This window comes from Planktothrix rubescens CCAP 1459/22, assembly GCA_904830895.1.
Classification (GTDB): Bacteria; Cyanobacteriota; Cyanobacteriia; order Cyanobacteriales; family Microcoleaceae; genus Planktothrix; species Planktothrix agardhii.
On record LR882958.1, the window covers coordinates 5,245,233 to 5,269,087 of the forward strand.

The window sequence follows — 23,855 nt, forward strand, 5'->3', positions numbered from 1 at the left end:
TTCGCTTATCTTGGTTATCTATAAAGGGCGAATTAGCACCAGTGGGGTTTGCTCATCGGCATTTCCGGCGGGATTACCCCTTAAAGCTTGCTCGATCAAAGCCGTGGAAAGACCGGAGGTTGCCGCTAATATTTTAACCGCTTTTAAATCGTTTACGTCTACAATTGCCGCTCCTAACCCCGTTTCTTTTTGTAGGGTGTTAACCACGTTTTGAGGATCATCTGGCCCTAAGACAATAAATTGATCATAAGGTGGTAAAGTTCCGGTGACATCATCAATCAATCGGGCCTGCTCACCCGCTAATTGATAGAATACCCCTGGTTTCCCTAGAAGTTTGGCTATAGTTCCCACCACAATAGCAAATAATACCCGGACTGATCCGACCTGATTGACTAAGGTTTGCATTCCGCAGGCTGTGGCTAAACTGGAAGTAGGCATGAAGAAATAACAAACCCGTTGGGCTACCCATCCCGGCTTGATTTGGCTAGGATGGTAAAATCGCCCCTGCATTAAAGCGACCGGGGTTTCTCCCAAGGTGACAATATCCCCGGCTTGAGCATGGGGAAGCACATACCTTTTAATCACCTCGACGGGATCATCAATATGGGTTAATAAATGGGTACGAATCGGATAAACTTCGGCAACCCCTTCTACAACTCGTTTATTGGGGATAACTGCCGGATCGGGATATTGTAGAGGTAGGACAAGGTGGCGAACTTTGGGGATACGTCCCTGTGGCCCGTAGGTCATGTACTTAACCTTTACCCAGGCTGATTGTAAGGCTTTTAGATCTTGTCCTTCGATTTCAATTAAAACTTTAATTCGGGTGGTTTTTTGGGCTTTAACAATATAGCCAAACCAATAGTTATCTTCCCTAGCACCTGCATCAATATGGGCGGGAATGACTTTAATTGTATGGTTAATCCCGTCTAAACTCGCTTTAGACAAAAGGGTTAATTGGGCACTGACTTCCGGTATCATGATCTCCAGATTTGAGGTCAGATTCTGGAATTCCATTTCTCCCCGCAAGACATAATGGCGGTTGTCGGATAAATCCAGATTCCATTCTCCCCGCGTCAGTTCGAGTTGATTCCCCGGACGCAGACGATATTGAATTTCTAGCCCCAATGTTCCTAAACCCAGTAAAACCAATGCAACTGTTGTTACCAGGCTCAAACCTCCTGCCATTACACCACTTCCCCTTTTAAATGTGCGTAGTTGATGCAAACCAATATCCGATTTGCACTCCCATCCTACCGCAAGCCCGTCTATTCTAAAATTTTTAAGTTAAATTACAAAAACAACCTATAGGTGAACCAAAGTATTAATAAGACTTATCCCACAGGGATATCAGGGGGAGAGTACACCTAATCTAGCACAAAAGGGTATATCCTTATTTAAAGATTTGTAAAATTCACCCAAAACGCTTGACGTATCTTAATACTTTTTCAAGGAGTCCCATGAAGCACGAGTCAATTGCGGAAAGATTTTGCCTCACGGCTCACGTTGTGTCAACCCTATTTGGATTAGCGGGGTTATTGTTTATTCTCCCTAACCCTGAACTGGTCGCTAATTTACCTCCGATGGGGATGAATATTTTCGTCTGGAGTATGGCGACCGGAGGCGTAGCCTATATTGTGTTTGGGGCGGCGACCCTGGCATTATATGGCTATAGGACTTTAGGGTTAGGAACAACCTTAGCCTTTATGATTCCATCCCTATTCTTATCCCTATCCAGTGAACTTTTAGGAACTAGCACCGGATTTCCCTTTGGTCATTATCAATATTTGAGTGGTTTAGGTTATAAAATCGCCGGACTGGTTCCCTTCACCATTCCCTTATCTTGGTTCTATATGGGCTTAACTTGCTATTTGTTAGCCCGGGCAGGTTTAAAATTAAAAATGGGAGATAGTTGGGTACGTCAACTTTCAGCCTTGGCATTAGGGGCTATATTACTAACAGCTTGGGACTTAGTATTAGACCCAGCCATGAGTCAAGCTACTTTTCCTTTTTGGCAATTTCAAGAAGTTGGTGAATTTTTTGGAATGCCCTATCGTAATTTAGCTGGATGGATGGGAACGGGCTTTATTTTTATGAGCGTTGGGGCGTTTTTATGGCGCAAAACTCCGATTGCTTTATCTCGCTCCCAATTAACTTTACCCCTAATTGTTTATATCACTAATTTCTTCTTTGGAGCGGCGATTACCGTTGTCGAATTAGATACCCGCTTCCTATTTCCCGTGGCTTTAAGTATTCTATTTGGAGTAGTTCCAGCGATCATTTTCTGGTGGAATGCTAAACCCTCTTTAGATACTATGGAAAGTTTATTATCTAGTGATAATATTACTACTCCCTCAGCCGTTGAAGTGGTTGCAAAGTAAGCATTAAGATTTAAAGAGGATGGGCTTTGCCCATTCTTTTTTATGGGAATATATTTAATTATCCTGCTTTGTGTCTTTGTACCTTTGTGTTTCCTATTCCCTTTTATACTAATTTTAATGTTGAATCTAATTTTATTAACAATTCCTGATTTTTTACAGACTAATTCCTGGGTTATATTATTTTTTGGGGTGATATTATTCTTGCAAATTCCCGCTACAATTATTTTATTGTCTCGGTTATTAAAAGGAGCGATTCGGGTTCCCCCTCTACAGCCCCAAAACCCGACTTTAGAACTCTTTGGAACGGTGAGTATTGTGGTTCCTACATTGAACGAAGCCGCCAGGGTAACGCCCTGTTTAGAAGGGCTAACACGGCAAAGTTATGAAGTCCGAGAAATCTTAATTGTTGATAGTCATTCCCAAGATGGAACCCAGGATATTGTTAAACAATTCGCTAAATCTGATCCGAGATTTAGACTAATTTTAGATGATCCTTTACCTCCAGAATGGGTAGGTCGTCCTTGGGCTTTAAATACGGGTTTTTTAAATAGTTCTGAAAAAAGTGAATGGATTTTAGGCGTTGATGCGGATACTATACCACAACCGGGTTTAGTGGCGAGTGTGGTGAAAACTGCGATCGCAAATCAATATGATTTATTATCATTATCCTGTAAATTTATTCTCAAATATCCGGGGGAATTGTGGTTACAACCTGCCCTATTAATGACTTTAGTTTATCGGTTTGGATCGCCGGATTTATCGCCACAAAAACCCGAACGGGTTATGGCGAATGGTCAATGTTTTTTATGTCGGCGTTCGGTATTAGAAAAAGTTGGGGGATATTCTAGTGCTAAAAATTCCTTTTGTGATGATGTCACCTTAGCTAGAAATATCGCTCAACAGGGTTTTAAAGTGGGGTTTTTAGATGGCGCAAATGTGTTAACTGTTAGAATGTATGATGGATTAAAAGATACTTGGGAGGGTTGGGGGCGATCGCTCGATCTCAAGGATGCTTGTTCTAAAACTCAATTGTGGGGAGATTTATTTCTATTATTAGCGGTTCAGGCGTTACCCTTACCATTATTACTAATTAATCTAATCTTTTCCTCTAGTCTATCCTTACCCGGTTTTTTGAGTTCAACGCTATTAGGATTAAACGGTTTTTTAGTGTTTCTAAGAATAATATTAACCGCCGCAATTTCGTTATCTTATGATTTGAGTCAAGCTAAAATGCCTTGGGTATTTTGGTTATCTCCCCTGGCTGATCCGATCGCCGTATTAAGATTATGGATATCAGCAACTCAGACCCAAATTCAATGGCGAGGGAGAACCTACGAAAAGAATTAAAACCCAACAATTGATGTTGACATCCGCCCCGGCGTGAATGCACGGGGATTCCATCTATTTAAGCAGATCAAAAATTGATAGCTGCTCAAATGCTGGATAGGATAAAATTCTCCCCCGTTATGAGGGAGAACTTTACTAAATCAGTGCTCGATAATAAACAATCAACGGTCAGCAAACTGCTAGTTAACTCGTTCTAATTGCCAGAGAATTTGATTACCTTCTCGCCGCACTCTGGATACTTCCCAATTGCGCCATGCCCAGTTATCCCCTCGACTGGTGACAGCACTGGCATTAATATCCATGAGATCGGCCAGTTCAGAACTACTGATTAAGTAGCCCTTGGTAGCAATTTCATCAGCAATATGCAGGGTCTCGATCAAATTGCGAAGTTGGTTCACCCTAACCTCGCGCGGTAGGTTTTCTAGTGAATCATTAATTAAGTCAGTCATGGCAAGATCTCAGACAGCAAGATTAGAGTCTATCATACAGCCTGTTAAGAAAAGGTTTAGTTCACACGGTTTCCTCAATTAACCCAGGGGGCGGGGTAATTTCAATCCGTTTTTGTTCTAAATCCACAATGGGAACAATCTCTTTAACAAAGGGAATTAAAACCGTAGGTAGGGGTTTAGGTTTACGTTTCTTTTTAGATTTACGATGAATTCCCTCTGGAATGGGTTCAGAAACGAGAGTATCTTGGGTGGAAGTTGGGGAATTCAACTCGACTTCGAGTAAATCATTCCCGGCTGAAATCACATCTATGACTTTTCCAATCACTTCCGCTTTTCTTTGGTCGAAGACTTCCAACCCAATTAAATCTAAAACATAAAATTCGCCTTCCTCTAAATAGGGACGATCTTGATCAGTAATCAACAAGGGACAGCCCTGTAACGCTTCCGCCTGATTCCGATCTTCAATTCCTTCAATTTCCACCACATAAATGCCTTTACTGGGCATTAAATAGCCGCCCAAAAATTCCACGGGTTCAGGTTCAGTTTGTCCGGGATGTAATAACCAGCGCTTTCCAGGTTCAATAAATCGTTCAGGAAAATCCGAATTGGGATAAACCCGTACTTCTCCTGTTAACCCGTGAGCCGCAACAATAGTCCCGATCTCGATCCACTCAGACATGATAATATTTTTTAATTCTTGCTGTTCTTCAATAATTTGATCCTGGGGATCTCCAATTTGGATTTCCTCAATTCACGCTTGGATGATATGAAAAACAAAAACAAATTTGCGCTCACCTTCGCCTTTTGTCGATTTGGGACATTTGGGAAGCTCACACCTAAGCTATTTGATCAACGGAGCTCGATTGCTACCGCTACTATTTTACTGTTTTTTACCACCTTATCCACAAATTCCTGGGCTCAGAATCCCACTTTATCAGAATCTTCTGTCCAAGAACAGGAGATTAAAAATCAAGTGGAAAATCAGGTTGATAATACCTTCCGTCGCTATCTGGCATTATTAAGTTTAATTTTACTATTGTTATTGCTGTTGAATACGATCGCAGCTTGTGGAGTTTGGTTTTTACTGAAAAAATTAGCCCAACAAACGGCATCCGCAGAGCAGGAAATTGAAAGTCTTAAAACCGATACCCTGACGGAAATGGAACGGGTACTCACCGAAGCTAGACAAATTTTATATCAATTGCAAAATAAAAATGATTTAGCCCATGAAACCTTACAAACTCTAACGACTCAAACTCCTTTACCTGTGATTGAAGCGGTTTGGGTGGAACAGCCAGAAAACAATAAATCGGGTTCAGAGATTGGGGAATTATTACCCGAAACCCATGATCAATCTGTAACCGATGAAACAACAATCCCGGTAAATCTGGATCAGGCAGTCTTAGTCCCGATTATATTACCTATTACCACTGAAAACGACAAAAATCAAACTCTGTCTGCGGTTGAAGTTGAAGAAAAATCTTCCGAGACAACGGAAACAGAAACTCCAGCCGCAGAAGTTGAACCGGAAGAACAACTTAGACAAGCGATTAGTTTAGCCAAACAGGGAGATAAATTATTTTTAGAGGGGGATTTAGAATCGGCAGTTCAAAGTTATGATGAGGGGTTAAAATTTAAACCGGATTTGGCAGAAGTTTGGAATAATCGAGGGGTAGCACTGACCCGGTTACAACGGTATCATGAGGCGATTGTTTCCTATGAAAGTGCGATTCAATTGCGATATAATTATGCCGATGCTTGGAATAATCGAGGAGTGGCTTTAGGAAAACTCAATCATTATGAAGCTGCGATTTTATCCTACCAACGGGCTATTGATTTAAAGTCTAATTATATGGATGCCTGGAATAATCAGGGCTTTGCTTTAGCTAAACTGCAAAAGTATGATGATGCGATTTCATCATATAATCAAGCTGCAAAAATTCGTCCTGATTTTTACCGAATTTGGTATAATAAAGCCCGATGTTATGCGGTTCAAGGGCAAGTAGAGTTAGCCTTGGAAAATTTAAAACGGGCAATACGGTTGAATCCCGAAGCCTGTAAAAAGTTGGTTAAACGGGAAACGGATTTTGACCCGATTCGAGAGGATAAAAACTTTAAAAAGTTAAATTTTGATTCCTAATTATTGAAATTAAATGAATATAATTGAATTAATTTTGGTTGGTTTTTCTGCTTGTTTTAGTATTTTTTATCCAGATTTATTTGATTATAAATCTTCTAAATATCAAGATTTAATTAGTCAGGATTCTGACAATTTCTTGGCAATATCCTATACTAGCAGCAATGGCGTAGATGCTACCAGGCTGGATCGCATGGTAATTAGAGATTTAGTTCAAACTGAAATTTCTCAGAGTTTCAGGAGGGTTCACCCTTTATTATCAACTTGGATTTTAGTCGCTGTTTTGGTTCCCAGTGCTAGTGTGTTAAGTATTTTAATTTTGTTTTTTAAAATTACGCGAGATAGCCGGAAATTCTCTCAACATTTAGAGACTTTAAAAGATGATTTTATTCCTGAATTTTATGCTAGAATTGGCGAAGCCCAGGATATTGTTTATGATCTCCAAGATTCTTTTCAAGTCACCGAAGAAGCGATTCAAGGAATACAAGCAAGGCTAGACTCTCTTTCAACTCAAGATGATGATTTGGAAGAATATACGGTAGAAGATGATAAACACAGACTCAGAAATCGACGGGTGACAGCATCCAAAAGTTAAATTTCTATGTTTCAAAGGTCTTAAGTACCTAAACAAAATTAATTACACATCCTCTACCCTGTTCCCTCCCCCCCCCAAGCCCCCCGTGCACGGGGGGTTTGGGGGGGCTGTTCCCTCTCTCAACTAGGTAATTTATTTTGTGCAACTACTTAGTAAAAGTAAATTAATTATAAAGAAGTCCGTAGCTAGTGTTAAGCATGATACAATTTCCTATATTCTGCACATATAGCAGAAAAACATATCTAGCCAACGAAGGAAAAAACTAATGATGACCACAGAACGTTTCAAAAAATTTACAATTTTACATTCAAATGATATGCACGGAGACTTTCTCGCAGAAGCGAAAAGTGGAGAAGGTAATCTAATCGGGGGATTATCCTTGCTTTCTGGATATATCAATAAAGTCCGTCAAGAAGAGAAAAATGTGCTTTATACGATTTCTGGAGATATGCTCCAAGGATCGATGATTGATACGGAATTTAAGGGACTTTCAACGATAGAAATTATGAACTATCTAGCTCCAAATGTAGTGACGCTGGGTAATCATGAATTGGATTATGGATTCCCGCATTTATTGTTTTTGGAAAAGATGGCAAATTTTCCAATCGTTAATGCTAACTTGTATATTAAAAAGTATGGCAAACGATTGATGAACCCCTATCTAATCCTGAATATAGATGGATTTGATATCATGTTCATTGGCATCGTAACGGAAGAAGTTTTAAAAGCTTTAAAACTAGATACCAGTATTAGTACATTTGTGGGTTTGGAAGATGCCGCAGCCGAAGTTGGTAAAATTTGCAATACCTACAAAAATGAAGATATTGACCTCACAATTCTCTTGACCCACATTGGTTTTGAAGAAGATAAAAAACTAGCGGCAATGCTAGATCCGGCATGGGGTGTAGATATGATCATTGGCGGACACTCCCATACCCTTTTAGAACAACCAGCGCAAGTTAACAACATTTTGATCGCACAAGCAGCGGTTGGGTCAGATCAAATTGGACGGTTTGATATTGTAGTCGATGATGATACCAACAGCATTGTGGAATGGAAATGGGAACTGGTTCCTATCAATAGCACGGTTGCAGAGCCGGATATGGTTTTGGAAAACTTTATTGCAACTTATAAAGAAGAAGTTGATCGCAAATATAACCGAATTATTTGTCGATTATCACGTGAACTGATTCATCCTTGTCGTGAAGTCGAAACTGCATTGGGTAACTTAATCACCGATGTTTTAGCCCAAACCGATTTGATTGATGTTGTTTTGATCGGAAGTGGTTCGATCCGGGGGTCAAAATTAGGGCCTTTAGTTACTTTAGGCGATTTGAAAAAAACTTATCCTTACGATGGGCCCCTTTATAAAGTGAAAATTACTGGGCTACAGATGAAAAAAATCTTTAGCTACTTTATGAGACCAGAGAACAGAATTCCGGGTGAAGGAAATTGTTTCCAGGTTAACAAAGGCATTCAGGCAATTTATAATAATGCTGAGAAAAAACTAGAGTCTTTAAGCATTAATGGAAACCCTGTACAAGACGATGCACAATATACCCTTTGTCTCCAGGAATATCATTATAAAAATTCAGTGGTCAGTCTCAATATGACACCTGAAGAATTAGGGACTCCCAAGGTGGTGACCACATCTGCTCAACAAGTTCTGGAAGAATATCTAAGTTCTCATCAACTTTTAGATAACGAAGTTGAAGGAAGATTAGTCTACCCATAGGTCATATTTCCGAATCAGATTTGGAACGTGAGTTTGATAGAGTGCGATCGCCTAGTCGTCGCCTGTCGGATCGCTCTTTTATGGGGTTTTGAGGAACAATCAGATCAAAACCCCAGGGAGTATGTAGGCGATCGCATCTCATTAAAAACTCTCTACCCAGATGAAATCTTCTTCCCAAGCGAAAATATCTACCTATGCGTTTTATTAGTGTTAAAACCGATTTTGGGTTCAAAAAAGTCTTTGCTTCTCCCCAGAGCAAAAATGTCTTGATCAGCTTCCTTAATGCTATGATCTATGACGGACAACCGACTATTGAAGACTTAGAAATTATTGACCCTTATGCGGCTGGAACTGTTACGGGATTAAAAGATAGTTATTTGGATGTTAAAGCTAAAATCACTGGAAATAAAACGGTAATTGTTGAAATGCAGGTGATTAATGTTCCTGCTTTTACCAAGCGAGTTATTTATAATGCGGCTAAAAGCTACGCCACTCAACTCAAACCCAGAGAGGGATATTCTAAGTTAAATCCCATAATTGCATTAACAATTACGGATTTTGTGTTATTTAAAAATAACGATAAATTTCTCTCCCATTTTGTCTTCCAAGAACTAGAAAACAAGTTCGAGTATCCTGAACGAGAAATCGAGTTAGTTTTTATAGAATTGCCTAAATTCAATCAAGAATTAGAACAACTGGAAAATCTGTCTCAAAGCTGGGCTTATTTTATTAAAAACGTTTCTCAAATGGAACAAATTCCAGAGGAATTATCATCGGTTGTCGAAATTCAAACGGCTTTTGAACTGGCAAATCGAGCCAACTTAACCCTAGATGAATTAGAAAAACTAGAAAAACGAGAAATGTTTTTTGAAGACCAAAAAGGGTCTATTCTTAAAGGCATAGAAGATGGCAGAATCCTAGGAATTAAGCAAGGAATTATTGAAGGTAAATCATCATTAATTCTACGTCAAATTTCTCGATTATTGGGTGAAATATCATCACAAACTCAGGCAAGTATCCGACAGTTAAACTCTGACCAATTAGAGAATTTAGCAGAAGCGGTTTTAGACTTTAAAACGGTAGAAGATTTGTTAGTTTGGCTGTCAAAAGTTAGATAAAGAAACTGTTATAGCCCCCCCAAACCCCCCGTGCACGGGGGCTAGGGGGGGAGGGAATAGGGAATAGGGAATAGCCGCGTCGTGAGCCGTGAGCCAGTCCCTTTTGATTCTGAGTTAATTAAATAAACACATATTGGTTACTGTCTAATGTTGATGAAATATTGCCTTGAACAACTGCTAATAACTGTTGTGACCCATCACCATTCAGTTTGAAAATTGCCACTCCTGCGGGTACATTGGAGGGCAAATTACCAATAGTATATAAATCGGGAGTACCACCTAACAGTAACTTATCTTCATCCCCATTAAAATCCGTAACCAGGGTATAACCTAAATTATCATTGGAAATACCTAACAGGGTATCATTGCCCCGGTCGCCTAAGAGCAAATCGTTTCCCGTCCCACCAATTAAACTATCATTACCCTGACCGCCATAAATGCTATCATCCCCACCATCACCAAACAGTGTATCCTCGTCGTTATTCCCAAATACGATATCGGGGTCTGGCCCCCCATAAACCGTATCAATTCCGATATCACCAAATAGAGTATCAATTCCTTCACTGCCTATGAGTAAATCATTCCCTTGACCGGAAAATAGAATATCATTTCCATTTTGTCCTTCAAGAAAATCATCCCCCTGGAAACCAATAATAGTGTCGTTTCCATCTCGAGCCGGGATGACATCACGAACATTAGTTCCTTCTAAAATATCATCATTTTTTGTCCCAATCAGCGATGCAGCCGGGGTTAAGGGTGCGATTTGATCTCCATTACGTCGTAAAAAGAAAGAGTCTGCACCCTCACCGCCGATGAGGGTATCCACTTCATCATTAAAGACAATTACGGCTGGGGTCGCAGGGATCGTTTCTCTGGAAACTGGGACAGATACAAATGGAAAGTTTGACATTGTACTTCGGGGTAAACAACAAGCGATGGTGTGAATAAAAAAAACATTTTACACTCAATTCACTATTTTTTATACCTTATAAACTTCTCTATAAATGGTTGTGTTGTTTTTTTGCTCTGCTCCTCTGAATCAATAGACTCCGATTAGTATACAAAATCAGGATTGTTTTTGACAATATTTGGGATAGGGAGTTTAAAGGGGTAAGGGCTGATAGGATCGAGGGATTTAATTATGGTATAGTATAGGACTGAATTAAATTTTCTAGGGTTGTTGTTTCAAAAACCCATTCTAATTCTTGATTGTTGATCGCTTTAATTAAGATAATATCTTGCGGTGAAATTTCCCCTAGGGGAAGTTGATAAGACCAAGAAGATTGAGTATCGGAATCAGTAGGTTTAAAAGCAAATAAACCGTTTTGAATTAACTTACCATTAATTGAAACCAGAATAGAGTCTAATTGACCGTTGGGATTAATTTCTGATAGTCTTCCGGTTAATAAAAGATTTCCCTCAATGGTTAATTCACACCTTTCTATTTTTCCCTGGGGATGGTGACTAAATTTTAGGGAAGATAGGGGATTTTGGGGTGTGCGAGTGACTAAATATAAATCTTGATAGCCACAAATTCCTTGGGGAATTCGGGAATAAACTGCTTCCCCTTGACTAATGGTTTTTAAACTCTGGGCTACGAAACTTTCACCGACATAACTGGTGCCATATTCATTCACATCTAAACTGCGACTTTCACTATTGGGAATAAATAAAATATCTGAGGTAGAAATATTAAAATGTGGGGGTAATAATTCCCGGTCATGGACACTAAACATTAATATTCCTTGGGGAGATAATAAAGAATAGAGTTTTTGTAACCAAGTTAAAAAGGTGGATTCAGGAAGATGACTAAAAAACGAACAGGCTAAAATACCATCAAAGGATTGTTGGATCGGATAGTCCTGGGGATAGGTGGTAGAAATAATTCCCTGTACGCCGAATTGTTCGATTTGAAACTGTACCGCCTGGGCATAAATATCGGAAATCCAAACATTTTTTGGAGGAATATCCTGAACTAAAAATCGGGTAAAACGACCATAACCACTGGCAAAATCCAAGAAGGACGAAATCCGATCTAATTCTCCAAAATGCCACTGTAAAACCTGTCTGACGGTATCTAAAATTCGATGTCCATTAAAATAATAACGAATACAAGCGCGATCGGGTGTGCCGTGATTTGCCAAGGCAAATAAATACATTTCATCCTGATCACAAATTGCAGCATTAAAGGTATCAGGAAATCGAGTTTGATCTTGAATAAACTGTTTTAGAGCTAAGGATTGAGAAGATAAATTAACAAGCTGCATTGATTGTTTTAAAAAATATAAGTTTTCCGATCTAGTTCATCTTACCTAAGACTGGGAATCGAAACAATCTGATCCCCTTGTCAAAAATTTCCCCCTTTGGCAGTAAAATGGTAAAGCAATAGTGATCACAACTTCATCCAAAGCTATGCGAGTTTATGTACTACTGTTCAACGCCGGAACAGAAAATGAAGGAATTCATACGATTCAAATGGGCGATCGCAATAAGGTGTTAATATTTGAAGACGAGGATGATGCCACCCGTTTTGGCATACTTCTGGAAGCCCAGGATTTCCCCACGGCTACGGTTGAGGCGATTGATAAAGAGGAAATCGAAGAATTTTGCGTTTCGGTTGACTATGACTGGGAACTGGTGGGGTCTGGAGAGTTAGCTATTCCTCCCGAAAATAACGTTGATCAAACGGATTGGCAAATCGAGGAAGACCAACCCCCAGAGAAAGAGTCTGATTTTGTCTCACCGGAACTTGATGATATTCGTAAACGGCTAGAAGGTTTATTATAGTTGGGTCTAAATAGTACAGATCGCAGGTTGAGTGAAATATGGAACAGTGGGAGTCCCGGGGACATTTATTAACCGAACAAATCAACGCCAGTAGTCAGAACTTAGACCAGATGAGTTCCTTGGAGTTGGTGGATTTGTTCAATCGGGAAGATGTCCAAACTTTGTTGGCCATTGCCCGTTCCCGTGAATCCTTGGCCGCGGCCATTGACCTAACCACGGCGGCACTGCGTCAGGGGGGGCGTCTATTTTACGTTGGGGCGGGCACCAGTGGCCGTTTAGGGGTTCTGGATGCGGCCGAATGTCCTCCCACCTTCTGTACCCATCCAGAACTGGTTCAGGGCATTATTGCCGGGGGTGCGGGGGCTTTAGTTCGCAGTTCGGAAGACTTGGAAGATCGAGCCGAAGATGGGGCTGGGGTGGTGGCCCTGCGTCAAATTACCCATTTAGATGTTGTGGTGGGAATTACGGCCGGAGGGACGACTCCCTTTGTCCAGGGGGCGTTACAAGCGGCTCGTCAACGGGGGGCCAAAACCGTATTTATTGCTTGTGTTCCGGTGGATCAGGTAGAATTTGAGGCGGATGTGGATATTCGTCTGTTAGTCGGGCCAGAAATCTTAGCGGGTTCGACAAGATTAAAGGCCGGAACTGTGACTAAAATGGCGTTAAATATTCTCTCGACTAGCGTTATGGTGAAGTTGGGGAAGGTCTATGGGAATCGGATGATTGATGTGGCGGTGACTAATAAAAAATTACAGGATCGTTCTTTAAGAATATTAATGGATTTGACCGAAATTGATCGAGCAGCGGCGGAAATTTTATTAGAAAAAAGTGGAAAATCTGTTAAGTTAGCTCTATTGATGCAGTGGACGGGACTAGATGCGGTATCCGGTCAAGACTTATTAAATCAGCATCAAGGACAATTAAGACAGGCGGTATTGAGTTGGAATTTGCCATAGGATTAAGATGGGTTTCTCCTGCTTCAAAACAGTAGTTAAAGATGTCCAGATTGATTTTTCCTGATCTGATCAGCATCTTTTTAAACCTGCTTAAAATGGAGTTTTAACCATGAATAATCAAGAGTTAAAAGAACAAATAAAAAGCCAGATTAAAACCCTGATTCAAGCGAAGAGTTGTAATTTATTGGAATTAGCTAAACTTGTTGGTATTGATGCCAACCAGGATTTAATTGGGATTGATTTACAAGGGATTGATTTAACTAAAGCCGATTTAAGAGAAGTTAACCTAAGTCAAGCGAATCTTAGTCGGGCTAACCTAACGGAAGCTAATTTAAGTCAAGCTAATTTAAGTCAAGCTAATTTGACGGGTGTTAATTTAATGGGGGCAAACCTCGATAATGCTGATTTGACGGGAGCCAACCTGAGTAATTCTAACTTAATTGGGACTAATTTCAACGCAGCCAACCTCAAAGAAGCTGACTTGACTGAAGCCTATCTGAGTCAAACCAATTTAAGTGGAGCCAACTTGAGTAAAGCCTATCTCAGTGGGGCTTATTTAGGGAATACAAATCTGGCATTCGCCAACCTGAATCAAGTCTATTTGAGTAAAGCCAATTTACAAGGAGTTGATTTAAGTGGAATTAACTTGAGTCAAGCTTATCTGATGGGAGCAAATCTAAGTCAGGCTAATTTAAGCCATGCCAACTTGAGTGAAGCTAACCTAAGTCAAGCAAATTTGGCTCAAACTAATTTGACTGAAGCTAACTTAAATCAAGCTAATTTAATGGGAGCAAATTTAAGTCGAGCCAACCTGACCAAAACTGACCTAATTGGAAGTAATTTAAGTCGAGCTAACTTAACAAAAGCCAACTTATTTCAAGCTAATTTGACTCTAGCTAATTTGAGTTTTTCTAATTTAAGTATTGCTAATTTAAGTCTGACAACAATGATGGGAGTTAGGGCTAAACAAGCTTATTTTAAACATAACTTAGGTATTTCGGAACAAATCAAAGATGAGCTCATTATTCAGGGTGCTATATTTGATGATAATTTAGGTAATAGTTTGGGTATTTTTACTTCTGATTAAGTTGATTAATTCAGTTATAGCAACCGCCAAGGCAGTTAGGACACCAAACGGATCTTAGAACCCAGACGGTGAAGTATTTTCCCCCCTGTTCCCTCCCCCCCTAGCCCTGCCGTGCACGAGGGGTTTGGGGGGGCTGTTCCGGTGTTCCGGTGTTCCCTGCTATAAATTAAGGAGATTTTTTGATGGAAACCTTTAGCTATTGGATTTTGTTCCGAGGTGGGGCGGAGAGTTTGATCAAATATCCTGTTTTTTTGAGAGGAAATCCCAAGAATCCTAAAACCATTAAGTTGGTCTGCCTTTTATCATTAATTGTTAGTCTGGTTGCTGTTGTCGTAATATTTTATCTGAAGCCTATTTAAAAGGACGTTTTGCTATATTTTGGTTCCCACAATTAATTCCTCTTTATCCTTGATCAGAAATTGAGACCGATTAATTCTAAATACTTCATAACTTTCTGGCATAAATATAGAAAATGAAGTAGCAACTATATCGGCCAAAGAAATCTTTAACCCTAGTGGTATCTCTAAATTAAAAAATGATTTTGGCATCGTTCTAACATCTAAATGTAATTTTTTTCTACTGACATACCATATTCCAGTAAATGTATTGCCCGTTATCAGTTCTTTTGGTTTAGAAAAAAACAGCATTTGAACCCTGGTTTGTCGATAAGTCATATCATCTTTAAATTCAATCATGATCTTTTCCGAAGATGTACCAAAACGCCATTTTCCTAAAAGCAAAATTTCTATCTCTATGTCAGAATGTTTACTCTTATTCATGTTAATCCTCAAAGTGGGCTTTAGCTCTAATTTGTACTATAGTAATTCTAAATAGGTTGTATTCCCTATTCCCTACAAATTTTTACGCGAGAAAAGAATAAGTGCATCTGCCAAACTAACCAAGACCCCACCCGCCAAGCTCCCATAGAAAGGTTTTCTGTCGATGCTTGGGCAGATAATTCAAACTTCGGGTCATAGTGTAACCATTGGGCTGGTAAGTGTCCCATGGGTGTCATCGGGGACAATTTAAACGTTAGGGCTTCGTAGTCTAACCACTTACCCTCTTTTCGCCACCCCAGGCGCTCGCCGAGTCTCTTTTCCGTTTCATAATCAACTTGACCTCCCATTTCACTCCAAATTGTTTGCTGAATACTAAAGCCAAAATAACCATAACTATATTGTTCCCAAAGTTGATCAATTGTCTGGAGATCTTGACTAGAAAAGTTATCAATATCTTCCTTATAAACTTCATTCCAATACTTCTTACCCATGACTTTTAGCATTAATTGAGTGGTTTCCATATCAGCTTCTTTCCAGCTATGTTGGGCAAGGAGATCCCGCAATTGGGTATAATCAATATTTCGATCACTGCGAAATTCTTGGGTTAATATAACAGGATGATTACTCAGTCCCATTGATCTTGTTTCTTCAAGAGTCGATAGAGGGACTGTAGAAACAAACGTTACTTCTGTAATGCCTAGCATTTTTCTTTGATCAGTTAGTTGGTTAGAGATATAGTTAGAGATTAAATCAATACCCTGGTCTAAAAATATGCCATTTTCACTGCCATCAAAATGATGAATTTGCCAATCTAATAATTGAGATTGCATAAAAGCATCTTTTAATCGAGCTTTTTTCTCATAACTGGTCACCATAAAATCAAGAAAAGTTTCAGAAATCACTCCATTATCTTCAAGGTTTACTGAATTTTCATTATACTTTAAAATATTATCCCCTAAATTTTTAATATCTCCGACCGTTGCATAAAAATATTCATCTACTTTGACAATTTCATCAATTAAAGATTGAAAAGGACTAAAATAATCTTGTAAAGAATTATCAAAATTAATTGCATTATGGGCAATTTTTGCTATTTTTTGACGAATTTTATAGGCTTTGCTTTGATATTCATAAATCTCTTGATAGACTTCTAAATCTTTGACGATTTGCTTAACAATTTCTTTCTGATTTTTGGTATCTTCTGCAAGTTTTTGGATTCCTTCACTAATCAATCTGATTTTTTCTAACATCAAAAAATAAGCATTGCTCAACAATAAAACTGCTTTGAAGTTTTCTTGTTTTTCCCACTTTAGTTCATCCAATATTTTCGGGTTATTAGTGTTTTTTAACTCTAATTTCCTTCTTTCATTTTCCAAGATTTTTATTTCAGAATATTTTTTTTTAAATAACTTTTTTAAGTCATCAGCCAGGGTGACTAAAAATTTATAATAACTATCCCTATATTTTTCTAACAAATCAATAATATGACTATAATTCTGAATAAATAATTGAATTTCATTAAAAATTTCTTCTTGGCTAATTTCTTCTTTTCGCTTAATAATTCCTCCCAAATAATAATGATATCGAACTCCCTCTTTAATTAATTTTTGATGTACTCTAATTTTTTTCTGAACTGCTTTTACACCTTGATTTTTGAGAACAGGTAATCTATAGGTTTGTTCATAAATTAAGATAGTTTCGTAAGTAATGAGTTGTCTTTGCTGTTTAGTTAACATGATCTTAATTTTTATAGTTATACTGATTAGTGGAATCCATTTTAGCCCCTCGTGACGCTCCTTAGATGCACAGGGAAATTATAGCTACCATACAATTGTGCTATTATGACGAAGAAATTCGTCGGATTGCCTGCAAACTGATTGCTAATAACTGATTATTAAAATCAATGGATGAAATCGCAAAGAAAATCGCTGGCCTGGGTCTTCCCGGTATAGTTCTCCTGATTATAGCAGTCTCATCAGCCGGAAGTAATACCGCCATTGCTGCTGCTCTCACCGCCATGGGAGGGCCTTTTGGTATCGTTGGTGGCATAGGAATACTGGGTCTAATAACGGTGTTAGGAGATACTGTCTCAGGATATGGAATTGAAGCTGTTCTTCATGCTGTCTATGCGGAACGGAGTAAAACCGAATCTGTCATATATCTCCTCAAAGAAATCCAAGATTTACCCATTTCAGACGAGCTCAAACTCAAACTCACAAATCACCTTAGCTCAGAATCAAGCTATGGTGCTGAAGTATCTGAAGCACCAAGGACAGTTGAAATTATGGAAGATTAATTTCCTCTCAACTTCAACTAGATTTTAGAGCGAATAGCCCTAACTATACGATTCCCTAAGTTGTAAATTTTTTCAACCTCTAAAAAATTCTGAGCAGAGTCTTTCTTTGCTCAGAAATCTCTGAAAATCTGGAATATTTACCAAAAAGCGAGTGGAAAGCCCCCGACTTTATGCGTGGGGATGAACACGGTGGTGGCTCTTCGACTACGCTCAGGAGAGCCTTTAGCCACCTTGAAGAAGTTTGTCACAAAAATAGCTTTATCTGCAATACCTTATGATAAAATAGAGTCATGATAGTTAGAGAAGCCAAACTACTGCACGGAACCAAGGAGCAATACCTAGCTCTTGATGAAGCCATTCGTACCGCACAATTCATTAGAAACAAATGTGTTCGGTACTGGATGGATAATCAAGGGGTAAGTAAGGCTGGTTTGTATGCGCTATGCAAAGATTTAGCCGCATTATTTCCTTTTGCCAAAAAGTTAAATTCGGCGGCTCGTCAAGCTAGTGCAGAAAGAGCTTATGCTTCTATTTCTAGTTTCTACAGTCATTGTAGAAAAAAAGAAAAGAAAAAAGGCTATCCCAAATTTAAAAAATATTGTCGCTCTGTAGAATATAAGGTTTCGGGATGGAAACTATCTAATGACTGCATGAATATTGCTTTCACCGATGGTTTCGAGATCGGAACTTTGTCTGTTTATTGCAACAAAGAAACAAGGGAAGACCTATTTCGATTAAAAATTAATCGTGTTCGCGTGGTCAAAAGAGCAGATGGCTATTATGCCCAATTCTGCTTTGATACTGACCGCAAAGAACAAATTGAATACACTGGTAACGTTGTCGGGTTAGACCTGGGATTAAAGTATTTCTTCAAGGATCAAAATGACAATGCTGTGGTGTATCCTCAGTTCCTAAGAAAATCTGAGCGCAAATTAAAAAAGGCTCAAAAACAATTAAGTAAAAAGTTTGTGAAAGGGGCAAAACCCCAATCTAATAATTATCATAAAGCTCGGAAAAGACTGGGTAAAACCCACCTGAAGATTCAAAGACAGCGCAAAGACTGGGCGATTAAGCAAGCTCGGTGCGTAGTTCACTCTAACGATGTGATTGTCTATGAAGATTTAAAGGTGTCGAACATGGTCAAGAATCATCACTTGGCTAAGTCAATTTCCGATGCTAGTTGGTATCAATTCACCCAATGGTTAGACTACTACGGAAAAATATGGGATAAGGCAGTTGTGGCTGTTTCGCCTAACTATACCTCTCAAGATTGTTCTAGTTGCGGTTATCGGGTGAAAAAGTCATTGAGTACCAGAACCCATTCCTGTCCTAATTGTGGAATAGAGATTTGTCGTGATACAAATGCGGCAATTAATATTCTTAAAAAAGGCATGGGAATTCTGGGAATAAAGTGCCAAAACAGTACCTTTGGGCAAAAGGGATCTGCCGAGCAATCGGGAAAGCATGGGGAGAAGACCGCCTCTACTATTGATGGGAAGCCGGATATAGCAAGTGGACTTCTGTGAACCATGAACAAGAATCCCCCGCATTTATGCGTGGGGAGTATGTCAAGGAGTTAATTATTGTCACCGGAATCGGTTTTAAGTGTTGACTAAAAAATCAAGAGTATGGGCGTGTTCCCCCTTAGAATATTATCTCTCCAACGGCGGGTTTTGTCAACCCCCTTTCCCAGAAAAACGAAATTTTTTGGAGTGGAAATAATTTTTTCGGATGGAAAATATTATCTTAACCACAAAGACACAGAGACACAAAGAGGTTATAAGGTTTGGGGTAAACCGACTTCTTTGGGTTTAACGAATTTACCGTCAAAACTGACAGCTTTATTTTCAAATGTCCTAGCATCGGCTAAGGCTTTGCGTAACTCGGCGCATTCCATGGGTTGCTGCATTCCCCCTAATAAATAGATGAGTAATTTGGCGGCTAGGTCTTTTCCGGCGACTCTGACCCGGCGTTTATTGGGGTCATATAATATTCCATACCAGAGGGAGTCGGGATATTCCATACCGCTAAACCCCCCAGACCCATCAAAAGTTTGTAATTTCTCGAAAATCTCTGCTAGGGGCTGTTGTTGATAAAATACCAACACCCCCAAGGCTGCGGCTACGGCCACTTGTCCCACCGGGCGAAATAGTAAATTTCCCTCGCCTCCAGGTTTCTCAAAACTAAACCGCCGTAATGCGGGAGTTTCCCAACTGTCTTCTAAGCGTTGATAACTGGGTAAACTTGCCATCCCATCAAAAAGTTGTTGTAATTCCTGAATACCCGTTTCTATATCTTCTGGTGTGGGGCGTCGGGGGACTAACCCGGGTTTGGCGGCTTTCCAGTGGGGAAATTTGGGGGTTAAGTAGCGTTGACCCATATCTGTTAGGGCTTGCAGGGTAGTTAATACCGTTGACTTGGAGGCGACGGTGGCGCTATCCCAATTAATTCTAGGGTTGCGTCCGGGTTTATCGCAAAATAGAGGATGGGAAACGACGACCTGACGAGTAACAATAGAAAACCCATCATCTTCATCTAATAGGGCTAACTGTCCTTTACTGAGTTTAACGGCCATTAAGTTAACGTGAACAAAAATAGACCTTACCCGTTGTCTAGCTTGGGCGCGGGTTTCGCCTTTGACAACGGCGGGAATAAATTCTACTCCGATTGTTTCTTGGGATAGTTGTTGTAACTGTTGGGGTGTGATACCGAATTTTTGGGTCATCTCTTTAACGGTAATAGCATCCCCGACGGGTTTTTTCTGTTTGCTATAGGGTTGTAAACGCCCTGTCCGTAGGAGTTGCATTAACCCTTGTATCCCCATGAGGCGATGTTGTCCATCTAGGGCAAATACGGATATATCGGTTGACATTTGCAATAGTCCCAGTTTTCCCTGACTATCCAGGGGTAAAAATTCAATGGCGGACTGGGTGGCCCGGCCCTGTTTATCCCATTCAGATGCTTGGGGGTTATCGACCCAGGGGGGACTGAGGACGACTAACACCGCCGGAAATTTATGGTCTTTGTGGTTGGTGAGATATTGGGTTAGGGTGGCTTGACGTGACCAGTCGAGGGGGCGTTGTAAGATATCGTCCACGGTTTCGGTGTCTCTTTGGACGTTTCCTGTGGGGTCTAAATGGGGTTGAAATAGGGGCAGTTGGGAGGCGAAACCGACTTTTGCTGCTATCCATTCTAGGGTGACGGAGGTGATAAAGGTTTCGGTTTCGGCCATATAGGTTTTTTGAACCAGTAAGCTATCTGCTTTTTGTAGATAGGGTTTCAGCAGTTGTGCAATTGCTTTTTGGGATTCGGAATTGAGTTGGGTTTCAGTATCCATTAGAGTTATGTTGCCAAATGAGTCAATAAATGCTATGATATCTAAAAATGGTTTTTAAAAATTTAACTAATGTTTTTAAAAACTTATTCTTAGTCCTATTTTACCGGAATAGCGGGGTTTAGGGAATATTTTTTATGGCTAAAGGGGGGCATAATGACTACAGGAGGACAACCAGAAAGTAGAAATCTAGCTTACTATATTAATTGTTTTTCTCAAATTCAAGTCTATAAAAACAATAAAAGAGGCGGTGAAGCTCTCAATCAACCTATTTTATTATTATCTGTAATTGATGCAATTTCACAAGGTTTAATTACAGAAAACCGTATTTTTATCTCTGATGACTTGATTGATACATTTAAAAAATATTGGTCTGTTTTAACTTCTGACCCGTTTAAAGGTAGTGATTTCGCCCTACCATTTTTTCATCTCAAGAATGGTAAGTATAAGTTTTGGCATCTTCAATTTAGTTCAGAATATGACGGAGGAAGACCCCAAACAATTCCTAAAATCAGAAAAGACGTTGATTATGCTTATTTAGATCAGGAACTTTTTAACTTTATTCAAGATCCAAATAGTAGAAAGGAATTGATAGATAGTTTAATTAATGCTTGGTTTACTTCTAGCCAAAAAGCTATAGAAGAAATATTAAAAATCAACCAAGATTTAGAAGATTCTAGTTCAGATGATTTAGAAACAACTTCTGAATCTGATAATACAGAGAAAAAAAAAATAAAGTTTTACCTTAAAAAGTCAGTTGTTAGAGAGGCATTTTTCCGTAAAGCTGTTGTACATCTTTATGATTATAGATGTGCTTTCTGTAGATTACGGGTAACTCGCTCTTTAAGTCAAAGCCTTGTAGATGGCGCACACATTAAACCCTTTGCTAAATTTTATGATAGCAATATAAAAAATGGAATTTCACTTTGTAAAAATCATCATTGGGCTTTCGATCAAGGTTGGTTTACAATAGATAATAATTACAAAATTATAATAGCTCAAGATTTAGATGAAGATTCACCCTATAATAGAGATATGAAAGAATTTAATGGGGAATTAATTTTTTTACCTAATTCTGAATTAAATTTTCCTCGAATGGATTCACTAATATGGCATCGCCAGAATATATTTAGAGCATAATTCAAGGTTTATTATTAAAACAGAGGTATTAAAATGACAGAAACTCTAATCGGCATTGAATCTAAAAACACAGTTGAACAATTCATTGATGCTGTTGAAATATTAACTCAAGAAATCCAAGATTTATACTTACAAGAAGAATGCCCTTTAATTATAGGATGGAGTGGTGGAAAAGATAGCACTTCTGTACTTCAGATTATCTGGAATTCTATTGCAGCATTACCCGTAGAACAACGGACAAAAACAATTCATGTTATTACTAATGATACCTTGGTTGAAAATCCCATAATTTCTACTTGGGTGAAAAGATCTTTAGAAAAAATGCAATTGGCAGCTAAAGAACAGAAAATGCCTATAGAAACACATCTAACTTATCCAGCCATTCAAGATACATTTTGGGTGTGTTTAATTGGTAAAGGTTATCCGACCCCTAGACAACGATTTAGATGGTGTACAGATCGCCTAAAAATCCAGCCCGCAGATTCATTTATTCAAGAAGTTCTTAAAACTAATCGTGAGGCTATCTTAGTTTTAGGAACTCGCAAAACCGAAAGTATTCAAAGATCAATGAATATGGCAAAGCATCGAAAACGGAGAGTTCGCGATCGCTTGAATACAAATCCTCGTCGTCCAGATTGCTTAGTTTATTCCCCGATTGAAGATTGGCGAACTGATGAAGTTTGGATGTATTTAATGCAATGGGAAAACCCTTGGGGTTTGGATAATAAAGAATTACTTGCGATGTATCGAGGTGCAACGGCAGATAATGACTGTCCCCTTGTTGTGGATACTTCTACCCCTAGCTGTGGAAGTTCTCGGTTTGGATGTTGGGTTTGTACTTTGGTGACTAAAGATAAATCAATGGAGGCAATGATTATTAATGATGAAGCTAAAGAATGGATGCAACCATTATTAAATCTCCGTAATGAATTAGATCCTACAAATGATCGAGATAAACGAGATTTTAGACGAATATTTGGAAAAGTTCAACTATTTGAACGTAATATTAATGGAGAAATATCCGTCGAACCCATTCCTGGGCCCTATACAAAAAAATGGCGGGAACATTGGTTAAGACGGGTATTAGAAGCACAACAACAAATTAGACAAACAGCGCCCGAAGAATATCGAGATATAACCTTAATTACCATAGGAGAACTTAGCGAAATTAGGCGAATATGGTTAGAAGAAAAACACGAATTTGATGATAGTGTACCTAAAATTTATCAGGAAGTTATGGGAGAAACCTTTGAAGACCCCCGTTTGGGTGCAGGAAATACCGTTCTGGGTGCAGATGAATGGGAATTATTAGAAGAACTCAGTCAAGGAGATACAATGTATATGGAATTAATGGCAAAACTGATTGATACAGAACGTCAATATAAAACTATGGCGAGACGAAATGGTATCTATGATGACTTAGAAAAGTGTTTAGAAACCAGTTCTCGACCTCAAGAACAAGCTATTAATAACGCTCATTATGAACGCAACTTAAAAGAAGCCGCCAAAACCGGAAATGTTGAACAAGTCAAGCACGCCATAGAAGACAAAAACCCCGAACCTCCGCAACAGTTAAGTTGGGGAAGTTTAAAATTTCAAAACCCTACCTAACCCTCGAACCCTCGTTCCCAGGGTCTCCCTGGGAATGCCTAGTGGCAGGCTCCGCCTGCTATTATTATTGGAGGCGGAGCCTCCTTAAGAGCATTTCTAGGTA

Annotated in this window: 21 protein-coding genes; 13 read left to right on the top strand and 8 right to left on the bottom strand. The window is 39.2% G+C overall.

Going from position 1 to position 23,855, the window contains the following annotated elements; translation table 11 throughout:
• Positions 1–18 precede the first annotated feature (18 nt).
• Complete coding sequence (locus NMG86_RS23785) at positions 19–1,188, bottom strand: hypothetical protein (RefSeq protein ID WP_026796645.1); 1,170 nt, start codon at positions 1,186–1,188, stop codon at positions 19–21.
• A 272-nt stretch (positions 1,189–1,460) separates the two neighbouring features.
• Between NMG86_RS23785 and cruF the strand changes: the two genes are divergently transcribed.
• Both cruF and cruG read left to right on the top strand, forming a co-directional pair.
• A complete protein-coding gene (cruF, locus tag NMG86_RS23790) occupies positions 1,461–2,381 on the top strand; it encodes a gamma-carotene 1'-hydroxylase CruF (RefSeq protein WP_026796646.1) in 921 nt (306 codons plus the stop codon).
• Between the two features lie 117 nt (positions 2,382–2,498).
• Positions 2,499–3,728, top strand: a complete 1,230-nt coding sequence (gene cruG / locus NMG86_RS23795; protein WP_087882122.1) for a 2'-O-glycosyltransferase CruG — start codon at positions 2,499–2,501, stop codon at positions 3,726–3,728.
• A 179-nt stretch (positions 3,729–3,907) separates the two neighbouring features.
• On the opposite strand, the gene NMG86_RS23800 is transcribed toward cruG, so the two are convergent.
• The gene (locus tag NMG86_RS23800) at positions 3,908–4,177 is read right to left on the bottom strand and encodes a hypothetical protein (protein WP_026787989.1); all 270 of its coding nucleotides are present in this window, start codon (positions 4,175–4,177) and stop codon (positions 3,908–3,910) included.
• A 61-nt stretch (positions 4,178–4,238) separates the two neighbouring features.
• Positions 4,239–4,856 carry a ribosome maturation factor RimM gene (rimM, locus tag NMG86_RS23805; protein ID WP_026787990.1) on the bottom strand — a complete coding sequence of 206 codons (618 nt, stop codon included), beginning with the start codon at positions 4,854–4,856 and terminating at the stop codon, positions 4,239–4,241.
• An 87-nt stretch (positions 4,857–4,943) separates the two neighbouring features.
• Between rimM and NMG86_RS23810 the strand changes: the two genes are divergently transcribed.
• From NMG86_RS23810 to NMG86_RS23825, 4 genes are all read left to right on the top strand, one after another.
• Positions 4,944–6,317, top strand: coding sequence for a tetratricopeptide repeat protein (locus tag NMG86_RS23810; RefSeq protein WP_043938975.1), 1,374 nt, complete (start codon positions 4,944–4,946; stop codon positions 6,315–6,317).
• A 13-nt stretch (positions 6,318–6,330) separates the two neighbouring features.
• A complete protein-coding gene (locus tag NMG86_RS23815; RefSeq protein WP_026796647.1) occupies positions 6,331–6,909 on the top strand; it encodes a hypothetical protein in 579 nt (192 codons plus the stop codon).
• A gap of 265 nt (positions 6,910–7,174) precedes the next feature.
• Positions 7,175–8,644, top strand: a complete 1,470-nt coding sequence (locus NMG86_RS23820) for a bifunctional metallophosphatase/5'-nucleotidase (protein WP_026796648.1) — start codon at positions 7,175–7,177, stop codon at positions 8,642–8,644.
• Positions 8,645–8,838: 194 nt separating this feature from the next.
• Entirely contained in the window at positions 8,839–9,762 is a 924-nt protein-coding gene (locus tag NMG86_RS23825) for an Rpn family recombination-promoting nuclease/putative transposase (protein WP_026787992.1), read from the top strand.
• A gap of 118 nt (positions 9,763–9,880) precedes the next feature.
• Here NMG86_RS23825 and NMG86_RS23830 read toward each other — a convergent pair whose 3' ends face one another.
• A complete protein-coding gene (locus NMG86_RS23830) occupies positions 9,881–10,672 on the bottom strand; it encodes a calcium-binding protein (RefSeq protein WP_141296331.1) in 792 nt (263 codons plus the stop codon).
• A 229-nt stretch (positions 10,673–10,901) separates the two neighbouring features.
• Positions 10,902–12,029: a class I SAM-dependent methyltransferase gene (locus NMG86_RS23835; protein WP_026796649.1), complete on the bottom strand. Its 1,128-nt coding sequence runs from the start codon at positions 12,027–12,029 to the stop codon at positions 10,902–10,904.
• Positions 12,030–12,174: 145 nt separating this feature from the next.
• Between NMG86_RS23835 and NMG86_RS23840 the strand changes: the two genes are divergently transcribed.
• From NMG86_RS23840 to NMG86_RS23850, 3 genes are all read left to right on the top strand, one after another.
• Positions 12,175–12,549 (top strand): DUF3110 domain-containing protein, encoded by a 375-nt coding sequence (locus NMG86_RS23840; protein WP_026787994.1) that lies wholly within the window; start codon positions 12,175–12,177, stop codon positions 12,547–12,549.
• Between the two features lie 38 nt (positions 12,550–12,587).
• A complete protein-coding gene (murQ, locus tag NMG86_RS23845; protein ID WP_026796650.1) occupies positions 12,588–13,505 on the top strand; it encodes an N-acetylmuramic acid 6-phosphate etherase in 918 nt (305 codons plus the stop codon).
• A 109-nt stretch (positions 13,506–13,614) separates the two neighbouring features.
• The gene (locus tag NMG86_RS23850) at positions 13,615–14,592 is read left to right on the top strand and encodes a pentapeptide repeat-containing protein (RefSeq protein WP_043938974.1); all 978 of its coding nucleotides are present in this window, start codon (positions 13,615–13,617) and stop codon (positions 14,590–14,592) included.
• A gap of 371 nt (positions 14,593–14,963) precedes the next feature.
• Here NMG86_RS23850 and NMG86_RS23855 read toward each other — a convergent pair whose 3' ends face one another.
• Together NMG86_RS23855 and NMG86_RS23860 are read right to left on the bottom strand one after the other, a co-directional pair.
• Positions 14,964–15,371, bottom strand: coding sequence for a hypothetical protein (locus NMG86_RS23855; protein ID WP_036832903.1), 408 nt, complete (start codon positions 15,369–15,371; stop codon positions 14,964–14,966).
• Between the two features lie 65 nt (positions 15,372–15,436).
• Positions 15,437–17,107 (bottom strand): GUN4 domain-containing protein, encoded by a 1,671-nt coding sequence (locus NMG86_RS23860; protein WP_026796651.1) that lies wholly within the window; start codon positions 17,105–17,107, stop codon positions 15,437–15,439.
• A 167-nt stretch (positions 17,108–17,274) separates the two neighbouring features.
• Here NMG86_RS23860 and NMG86_RS23865 point away from each other — a divergent pair, with 167 nt between their 5' ends.
• Positions 17,275–17,667, top strand: a complete 393-nt coding sequence (locus NMG86_RS23865) for a hypothetical protein (protein WP_026787998.1) — start codon at positions 17,275–17,277, stop codon at positions 17,665–17,667.
• 290 nt (positions 17,668–17,957) lie between these two features.
• The gene (locus NMG86_RS23870; protein ID WP_199918592.1) at positions 17,958–19,193 is read left to right on the top strand and encodes an RNA-guided endonuclease InsQ/TnpB family protein; all 1,236 of its coding nucleotides are present in this window, start codon (positions 17,958–17,960) and stop codon (positions 19,191–19,193) included.
• 251 nt (positions 19,194–19,444) lie between these two features.
• Here NMG86_RS23870 and NMG86_RS23875 read toward each other — a convergent pair whose 3' ends face one another.
• Positions 19,445–21,004, bottom strand: coding sequence for a DGQHR domain-containing protein (locus NMG86_RS23875; RefSeq protein ID WP_026796652.1), 1,560 nt, complete (start codon positions 21,002–21,004; stop codon positions 19,445–19,447).
• Positions 21,005–21,157: 153 nt separating this feature from the next.
• Between NMG86_RS23875 and NMG86_RS23880 the strand changes: the two genes are divergently transcribed.
• Together NMG86_RS23880 and dndC are read left to right on the top strand one after the other, a co-directional pair.
• The gene (locus tag NMG86_RS23880) at positions 21,158–22,141 is read left to right on the top strand and encodes an HNH endonuclease (protein ID WP_141296479.1); all 984 of its coding nucleotides are present in this window, start codon (positions 21,158–21,160) and stop codon (positions 22,139–22,141) included.
• A 33-nt stretch (positions 22,142–22,174) separates the two neighbouring features.
• Positions 22,175–23,752: a DNA phosphorothioation system sulfurtransferase DndC gene (gene dndC / locus NMG86_RS23885; RefSeq protein ID WP_026796653.1), complete on the top strand. Its 1,578-nt coding sequence runs from the start codon at positions 22,175–22,177 to the stop codon at positions 23,750–23,752.
• Positions 23,753–23,855: the final 103 nt, after the last annotated feature.